10 protein-coding genes and 1 riboswitch are annotated in these 8834 nt (G+C 43.0%); of the genes, 6 read left to right on the top strand and 4 right to left on the bottom strand.

Annotated elements, in window-relative coordinates; genetic code table 11:
* The 3 genes from mukE to cmoM all read right to left on the bottom strand — a co-directional run.
* A partial coding sequence (mukE, locus tag IQR33_RS33920; protein ID WP_228014052.1) for a chromosome partition protein MukE occupies positions 1–484 on the bottom strand: 484 nt, incomplete at its 3' end.
* Complete coding sequence (gene mukF, locus IQR33_RS21410; protein ID WP_005378378.1) at positions 465–1802, bottom strand: chromosome partition protein MukF; 1338 nt, start codon at positions 1800–1802, stop codon at positions 465–467. The genes mukE and mukF, both read right to left, overlap by 20 nt.
* A 2-nt stretch (positions 1803–1804) precedes the next feature.
* A complete protein-coding gene (cmoM, locus tag IQR33_RS21415) occupies positions 1805–2596 on the bottom strand; it encodes a tRNA uridine 5-oxyacetic acid(34) methyltransferase CmoM (RefSeq protein ID WP_033905340.1) in 792 nt (263 codons plus the stop codon).
* Positions 2597–2710: 114 nt separating this feature from the next.
* Here cmoM and elyC point away from each other — a divergent pair, with 114 nt between their 5' ends.
* Positions 2711–3496 (top strand): envelope biogenesis factor ElyC, encoded by a 786-nt coding sequence (elyC, locus tag IQR33_RS21420; protein WP_005387893.1) that lies wholly within the window; start codon positions 2711–2713, stop codon positions 3494–3496.
* A gap of 72 nt (positions 3497–3568) precedes the next feature.
* Here the strand turns inward: elyC and torR are convergent, their stop codons facing one another.
* Positions 3569–4279: a two-component system response regulator TorR gene (gene torR / locus IQR33_RS21425; RefSeq protein ID WP_005378370.1), complete on the bottom strand. Its 711-nt coding sequence runs from the start codon at positions 4277–4279 to the stop codon at positions 3569–3571.
* 266 nt (positions 4280–4545) lie between these two features.
* Here torR and torD point away from each other — a divergent pair, with 266 nt between their 5' ends.
* The 5 genes from torD to IQR33_RS21450 all read left to right on the top strand — a co-directional run.
* The gene (gene torD, locus IQR33_RS21430; protein WP_005378369.1) at positions 4546–5193 is read left to right on the top strand and encodes a molecular chaperone TorD; all 648 of its coding nucleotides are present in this window, start codon (positions 4546–4548) and stop codon (positions 5191–5193) included.
* Positions 5194–5661: 468 nt separating this feature from the next.
* Positions 5662–6666, top strand: a complete 1005-nt coding sequence (purR, locus tag IQR33_RS21435) for an HTH-type transcriptional repressor PurR (protein WP_005378368.1) — start codon at positions 5662–5664, stop codon at positions 6664–6666.
* A 287-nt stretch (positions 6667–6953) separates the two neighbouring features.
* Positions 6954–7043, top strand: a riboswitch (cyclic di-GMP riboswitch).
* A 116-nt stretch (positions 7044–7159) separates the two neighbouring features.
* Entirely contained in the window at positions 7160–7750 is a 591-nt protein-coding gene (locus IQR33_RS21440; RefSeq protein ID WP_005378367.1) for a TfoX/Sxy family DNA transformation protein, read from the top strand.
* A gap of 114 nt (positions 7751–7864) precedes the next feature.
* Positions 7865–8551 carry a TVP38/TMEM64 family protein gene (locus IQR33_RS21445; protein WP_005378366.1) on the top strand — a complete coding sequence of 229 codons (687 nt, stop codon included), beginning with the start codon at positions 7865–7867 and terminating at the stop codon, positions 8549–8551.
* Positions 8552–8571: 20 nt separating this feature from the next.
* Positions 8572–8834: putative signal transducing protein (locus tag IQR33_RS21450; RefSeq protein ID WP_193844033.1), on the top strand; the 263-nt coding region annotated here is incomplete at its 3' end.

Here is an 8834-nt window from a genome sequence, read left to right on the forward strand (position 1 = left end):
GACGACGAAGTGACGTACGTACTTTTTCAAACAGCTTTTCTTTATCAAGGTCAGAACCGGTAGCACGGTTCGTCACTAGCTTCATCAGCTTATTTTCATCTGCTAGAGCAAGCAGTTCGTCGTACAGCTCTTGGTTAGTGAAGATGCCTTCGTGCGCAAGACGCTCTGGGCTTAGGTAAAGGAAACACAGTACCTTACCCACCAGCATATCCAGTTCAGAAAGAACACTACGGCCAATCAGAGACGTTGAACGAGGACGAAGGTAGAAGAAACCTTCTGGCGCTTTCACCAATTCGGTGTTGTAGCGTTGGTAGAAAGAAGAAAGCTCAAGTTCGAAATCCGACAACAACGCGTGATTGTCTAGATCTTCACTTGAGATATGACGCCCTGCTCGAAGCATGCTGTCTAGCGCTGGGAACAGAGGGTTAGAAATTGCTTTTGCCAGATTCTCTGACATGTATTCATTAGTATCGGTCGATGACATTCGCTTGTACCTTTGCCCCAAATTCGTTGATTGCTTTCCAGTCTGGTTGAATCGCTTGGTAATCCGATTCTGAATACCCTAGACGTACAGCTTGATCGACGATAATGCGAGCTAAATCAAAATGATGAGTGTAAGGGTGCTGTGCAAGGTAATCTCGCAGTACCACACTCAAATCGATTGGTGTGCCTTGATCTTTATGCGCTTTCAGCATGTCACCAATTCGCTCTGCCAACTCATCATTGACTTGTTGAAACTCTTCGTATTCTACTTCCATCGGAACTTGACCCGTGACCTCGTCATCACGCAGTACTAGGGCCTCATCACGAAGGTCGGAAAGCCTCTCCGCATCTGCATAAGTCAGATACCAAGGCGCATCGAAGTAATCTTTGACAGATTGACGCAGACGCGAGCTAAACGCACGATTCTTATCCATATCGATTGCAGTACGGATAAACTTGTGCACGTGTCGGTCGTAACCAATCCAAAGGTCGATAGCTTGCTGGCCCCAGCTTGTGATTCGGTCCAGCTTCATTTGCAGACCAAACAAGGCTTCTTCGATAAACTCCAGCTCAGGGTCACCGTAAACAATTTCTTGAATATCGAGGATCTGAGTTTGCAGTTCATCACTGGCGGCTTGCAGCGTATCTTGAAGTTCACGCAACGTGCTTGATGTTTCTGACAGTAGCGCTTCACAGTTGTTGATCGCTTCACGCCAGTCTTTGTTAAGCAGATCAGCAATCTGTTGTTTAACAGACTGTTGCTGCTCATCCATCACACGTTGGTTAAGGTCGATTTGATCGAAGATCTCGCCTACAGAATATTTCAAAATTCCGTAAACGTTTTTCTTCCAGTGGCCCGGAGTGCCACCCTTTTGTGCAGCTTCAATCGCTTTTGCCATTTCATCCGCTACCATCGATAGCTGGATAGAAAGACGCAGTTTCGAGAACTCGCGATGACGCACGTAGTAGTCGGTAATTCCTATCGCTAATGGCGACAAGCGGTAAATGCTCGCTCCGTCAGTAATCTCACTGACAAAACGGCTCATAAGACGCTGCTTAACCATCTCGTTGATGGCATTGTTCGCACGGAAAGCCGAAGCTTCGCCGGTCTCATCAAAAAGTCGAGTGACGATGGCAAATGCGTCGTGCAATTCACCTTCACCCAATTCTTCATCGAACCTTTCATTACTTAGTACAGCGATAGCAATCAAAAATGCCAATCGCTCAGTGGTCAGGTTCAACGAGAAATCGTGCTGCTTAACCCAGCCAACCAACTCATCGATTGGTTGCTCTGCAGCATTGAGAGTCATCTCACTCATCGTTATTCCTGTTTATCGTTCTTCTTAGCCCACACGTGTATGTAGCGGCCTAATGAGAGGTATGGCTCTTGTCGACAAAGTTGTTTTTCTAGCGCCAACACATCTTCAAACTCGTAATCGCCCATGTATTGCATATTGCCTATGTAATCACTGAAGGAACGAATACCAGATTTGCCACAAATACTAAAACCAGAATCTTCTATCCATTGATAGACCTCTTCGGGTTTTAGGCCTTTCTGTGGCTGTAGTTTAAATCTTTTCCGGTGAGGCATGCCGTCTAAAATATGAGGAATGTTGCCACAAACCACATTTTTATAGACTAAACCGTGGTGGTTGTAGAACATGACTGATGCGATGCCTCCCGGTTTTACTTGCTCTAGAACTGTTTCAAGTGCGGCCTTAGGATCAACCAGCCACTCCATCACAGCGTGGAACATAACCAGATCGACCTGTACATCCATATGTTCACCGATGGATTGGACAGGCGAATGAATCAGGCGATACTGCTCAAGCAAACCGTTTTTTTCAATATCCTGCTTAGCCAACTGCAGCATTTCCGAAGATAGATCACATAAAGCGATTCGATGTCCGAGCTTAGCAAGCTTTTGCGACATTTGTGCCAAACCACCACCAGCGTCTAACACTTCTAGGGGTTGCTGGTCAGCATCTAATTCACTTAGAATCTGTAGAAAATCTTCCCACACAATGATTTGGCGGATCTCCCCTTTATCGGAGCCGTAAATATTTTTTGCAAATTTGTGGGCGATATCGTCGAAATTGCGGTCTTCTGTCACTTCTGCTGAGTTATCATAACGGATTGTGCCGCTATTCTGGCACAAGGAAAGCAGGAATAAAGAGGGATACCCTCATTTTTATTATCAATTGATGTTTTTTCGGACTATTTATGTATGTTTGAGCTGAAAAAAGTAGTGTCAGCCATGCTTATGCCCCTTCCGGCATTGCTGCTGATAGGCTTGTTGGGTCTTGCTCTCATTAGTTTTACTACAAAACGTAAAACTGGCTGCTTCGTTGTTCTATTCTCTTTTGTTGGCATTTTTCTTGTTGCCTTCCAACCTGTTTCAACCAAGCTTCTTATGCCGTTAGAGCGAGAGCATAAAGCCTTTTTGCCAGTTTCTGGCACCATCGACTACGTGATGGTTTTAGGGAATGGTCATGTTATCGATGACGAAATTCCACCCACCTCGCAGTTAAGCCGTGCAGCATTAATGCGCTTAACTGAGGGCATTCGTATTTTAAGAATGTATCCAGGCGCGAAATTAATCTTATCCGGCTATGCTGGCGGATCTGAAATTAGCCACGCGCGAATGATGGCGAACGTTGCCCTTGCGTTGGGAGTCGCGAAATCCGATATCATTTTATTAGAAGATGCGAAAGATACGTGGGAAGAGGCGCGTCAAGCGGCTGCATTCGTTCAACAAAAGGAAATTGTGTTAGTCACTTCTGCGAGTCACATGAGCCGTGCATTGTATGAGTTCAACGCAGCAGGCATTAAACCAATCCCAGCCCCGACCAACTTCTTAGCTATTAGCGAGATAAGTCAACCTTGGGATAAATACTCACCTAAAGCGCGTTACTTAGAACAAACAGAGCTTTATTGGCATGAGTACTTGGGCAGTATTTGGCAAAGGTTGCGTGATACTGTCGGCCAAACACCAATGGTTGAAGCAAACTAGTATTATCTTGAAGCCACAAAAAAGGAGAGCCGAAGCTCTCCTTTTTCTTTTTACGATTGAGTTATGTTCAAACTAGTCACCAGCAAACATATAGCCCTCGCCGTGTACCGTTACAAAAATCTGTGGGTTCTTAGGATCGAACTCCATTTTTGCGCGCATACGTCGAATAAGAACATCAATGGTGCGGTCATTCGGCGCATCCACTCGATGGCTGATCATGTTCAAAATACGCTCACGACTTAACACCTGGTTAGGGTAAGACGATAATGCCACCAAAAGTTCATACTCTGCTTTAGTTAGTTTTACTGGCTCACCGTTGCGGCTAAGTGCGCGACGTTGAATGTCGAATGTCCACTCCCCAAAGCGCACAATGTGCTCTTCACTGGTTTCATTCGCTTTCGAGCTGCCACTGCGCGCTGCTGAAATACGCCACAGCAAGTTTTTAACGCGAACTAACAGCTCTCTCAGTTCAAAAGGTTTTGTCACATAATCGTCAGCACCCATTTCTAGGCCTACGATTTTATCAATGCTATCCGTGCGTCCTGTTACTAATATGATACCAATATCCGATTGGCTACGTAACTCACGAGTAAGCATCAGGCCGTCTTCACCAGGCAGGTTAATATCCAGCATGATCAGGTCTACATCGCCCGCTTGCAAAACTTCACGCATTTCTGCGCCACTCTCTGCTTCGCTGACTTGGTAGCCCTCATTTTGGAAATACCCCGCAAGCTTACTACGAGTTACAACATCATCTTCTACGACTAATACGTGATAGCTCATTTACACCACTTTTCTGTCTTCTTATTATCCAAGACGTATTCTATTCATAACTAGTAACATTTCTAGTCATAGATACATTAAAACGCAAGATTTAGCGTTTTTATTGATTCAAAACAAGCTTGCCCATTGCTATTAATAAACGGTCATTTTTGACCATAAAACATAACAATTGTAGTTACTGCTATTCATTTTAATTGATTACACTTAGGGGATATCCCTAATTGACTTTGTGATGCATGACTTGAAGCATCATTCAGGAGCCCAAAATGCAAGAAGTGAAAGCTTTTAATGAAAAACGCGCTGAAATTTACTGGTGGTTTTCGAGCTTGTTCGCAAAAGAACTAACAGAGAAAGAATTGGAAGCCTATCACAGTGTTGAAATTCGCAGTTTTCTCGCAGGTTTAGGTGAAAATGAGTCGCTGAAACCAGCTGTTGATAGCCTAGTTGATGCATTGAATCGGTTACAAGATCGTGAAGATGCACAACTAGAGCTTGCAGCTGACTTTTGTGAACTGTTTTTGAAGACAGAAAAATACGGCGCTCTTCCTTACGCATCCATGTACATTGGTGAATCAGGTTTACTGAATGACAAGCCAGCTGAGGAAATGGAAAAGTTGATGGCTGAATTTGGCGTTCAAGTAGACGAAAACCTAAAGGAACCTGCGGATCACTTAGCCGTTGAGCTCGACTTTCTCGGGAACATGATTATCCGCTCAAACGAGCTTGAACAAGAAAAACACATGGAAGAAGCCTTCGTTAAACAAAACGACTTTATCCAGCAACAATTGATGTCTTGGTTACCTCAGTTTTCAGACAAATGTAAAAAATTCGACGAATTTGGATTTTACTCGAGTGTCGCGAAACTATTAGTTGCATTTTGTAAACTAGACAGCGCCTACCTTCTTGGTGAATAATTGCCGCCTATTTTTAGGGAGCCTGCCTATCGGGCTTCCTGTATGCCTGAAAGTGACCAATTGTAAGTAACTTGGGTATAATATTCGTTTGCCTTAACTTAGCGCAAAGACGCTTGGTTATTTAGCAGTCAAAATGTGACTTCAAATACACAAATCTCGTGCTGAAAACATTGCTAGTCAGTCCACATAGGGCTAAAATGTGAGCGCAAACGATTAAATATGATTTATATGTAAACCGCTGAAATATAGCGGTTTTTGTGTTTTCTTAACAGGTTGATGGCAATTTCTCATCAGATAGAAAAAAGATAAAATTCATCGACCGATGCTGCTACGCACCCTTTTGTCGCACTTGGATCAACCGCTGCCGAGACACTTAGCGCCAATTTTATATTGCTAGGTGTGAAACCATTAGAGCATCAGGTACATCCAATACGACATATTTCAGTAGCTCGATACAGGACACCATTTATGGCCACGATAAAAGACGTTGCTCGCTTAGCCGGCGTTTCCACTACGACAGTTTCGCACGTTATCAATAAAACGCGTTTCGTTGCAGAAGCAACGCAAGAAAAAGTAATGAAAGCCGTTGACGAGCTGAATTACGCGCCAAGTGCCGTTGCACGCAGCCTAAAATGCAACTCAACTCGTACGATTGGCATGTTAGTAACTCAATCAACTAACCTATTTTTCTCAGAAGTGATTGATGGCGTTGAGAGCTACTGTTACCGCCAAGGCTATACTCTGATTTTATGTAACACAGGCGGGATTTACGAAAAACAACGCGATTACATTCGTATGCTGGCTGAAAAGCGCGTTGATGGCATCCTAGTGATGTGTTCTGACTTAACCGAAGAACTAAAAGAGATGCTTGACCGTCATGCGGACATTCCTAAAGTGGTCATGGATTGGGGCCCAGAGAGCTCACAAGCAGACAAGATCATGGATAACTCAGAAGAAGGTGGCTACATTGCAACCAAACATCTGATTGACAATGGTCATACGGATATCGCTTGTCTAAGCGGTCATTTTGAAAAGCTTGCTTGCCAAGAGCGCATTGCAGGTTTCCGTCGCGCAATGAGTGAAGCGAACCTAGCTGTAAATGAAGACTGGATCCTTGAAGGTAACTTTGAATGTGATACGGCCGTATTAGTTGCAGATAAAATTACCGCAATGGACAAGCGCCCGACGGCGGTATTCTGTTTTAACGACACAATGGCTCTAGGCCTAATGAGCCGCTTGCAACAAAACGGGATCAAAATTCCTGAAGATATTTCAGTGATCGGCTACGACAACATCGAGCTTGCGGAATACTTCTCTCCACCGCTAACGACTATCCACCAACCTAAACGTCGTGTTGGTAAAAATGCATTCGAAATTCTACTTGAGCGTATCAAAGATAAAGAACACGAAAAACGAATTTTCGAAATGCAACCTGAGCTTGTAATTCGAAATACTGTGAAAAAAATGAACTAAATTTCACTGTATTTAACCGTGTTAAATAAGCGCTCTACAGGGGCGCTTATTTTTTTGGGAAAATTAAGCATTCTCTAATACTTCACACAGCTCTAATAACAATTGACTAACGTTAACTCCCTGTTTTATATAAATGTAATATATATTAAGAACTCCTTTTCAAAGGCCAATTTGCACCTTTCCATATGCAAAATAGAGCATTCAATCTATCATTTTTATTGAACCGAAATCACACTTTTAACGCTAAACCGTGATGTTAATTCAATATAAGAAGTATGCTCATTGTGTCACGCACAGGGCAAACCATTCGAAAGAGTGGGACGCAAAGCCTCCGGCCTGAACCATATTACGATATGGAAGGTAGCGGGGTTACCGATGGCAAGTGTGTAAGCAATGACTTTACTCTGTAATGACATTGTTTTTACGCATGTTTGCTACTCTCTCGGACCTGACTTTTGGTGGCGTAATATTAATTACACCGAGATAACAAAACATGGATAAACCGATACTCAAAGACTCTATGAAGCTATTTGAGGCACTTGGTAATATCAAGTCGCGCTCAATGTTTGGTGGCTTCGGACTATTCGCTGATGAAACAATGTTTGCACTAGTGGTAAACAATCAGCTTCATATCAGAGCAGACCAAAAAACTTCATCTGACTTCGAGAAACAAGGGCTAAAGCCTTACGTTTATAAAAAACGTGGCTTTCCAGTCGTTACAAAGTACTACGCTATTTCCAGCGATTTATGGGAATCAAGCGAACGCTTAATCGAAGTAGCGAATCAATCATTGAAAAAGGCAAAGCTTGAGAAAGAACAGCAAGCAAGTACAAAGCCTAACCGTTTGAAAGATTTGCCTAACTTACGACTGGCTACCGAGCGCATGCTAAAAAAAGCCGGCATCGAATCCGTAGAGAAGCTTGAAGAGGAAGGTGCGCTTAACGCCTATAAAGCGATAAGAGATACGCACTCTGCAACCGTCAACATTGAGTTGCTATGGGCACTAGAAGGTGCTATCAACGGCACTCATTGGAGTGTAGTACCTCAAGCTCGCCGAGATGAGTTGATGAACGGCCTCCAATAAAAGTCGGCCTAAAAACTATCTTGTAAAACCGCAGTCTAATCTGCGGTTTTTTTGTGAAATTTTTTCGGTTTTCCTACTGTCTTATTACATATATCCCAAATTGGAATCAAAATTATGAATAAGAAACTGATATTAGGTCTCATCCTACTAGCGGCTATCGTCTTTTTAGGTATTAACTTTGGCCAGTATTTAACCTTAGAGAATGCAAAAGCCCAACAAGAAGCACTAACTACATACATCGATCAGAATTTTGTATTCTCGGCTGCGATTTACTTTTTTACCTACATTGCAATTACCGCTTTTTCTATCCCAGGAGCGGCAGTAGTCACCTTACTTGGTGCAGCCTTATTTGGTTTTTGGACAAGCTTGCTACTGGTTTCTTTCGCTAGCACTATGGGGGCAACACTGGCCTTCTTGAGCAGCCGATACTTATTGCGTGACTGGGTACAAAACAAATTCGGAAATAAACTCAACGCAATTAATCAAGGTGTCGAAAAAGACGGAGCTTTTTATCTATTTTCCTTGCGTCTAATCCCTGTATTCCCTTTCTTTCTAATCAACTTACTGATGGGCTTAACACCGATGTCTGTAGGTCGATTTTATCTCACTAGCCAAATAGGTATGCTGCCAGGCACAGCCGTATATCTGAATGCAGGTACTCAGTTAGCAACAATTGAAAGCCTATCGGGCATTGTTTCACCCGCAGTATTAGCGTCTTTTGCGCTATTGGGACTATTTCCAATCATCACTAAATGGGTTATGAATAAAGTAAGGCCGACACCAAGTCAGCAAAACTCGTAATTGGTGAAGTGGGTATTTTGATGAAAATATTTATCGCTAAAAACCCAGCAGAAGCACACATTGTATGTGAGCTGCTTAAAGTGGAACAAATTTACTGTGAAGTTCGTGGAGAAGGTATTTTCGGCTTAAAAGGAGAACTGCCGTTTGGTGATGATACCGATCCTTATGTGTGGCTTTTTGACACTGCACAAAAGATGAAAGCTGAAGAAATAGTAAAAGCATATCGAAAACAATCCGATAGGCATGAGTATCAAGATTGGCAATGCCCAAAATGTCATGAAAT

The sequence above is a fragment of the Vibrio sp. OPT46 genome, assembly GCF_015163535.1.
In the GTDB taxonomy this organism is placed as follows: domain Bacteria; phylum Pseudomonadota; class Gammaproteobacteria; order Enterobacterales; family Vibrionaceae; genus Vibrio; species Vibrio alginolyticus.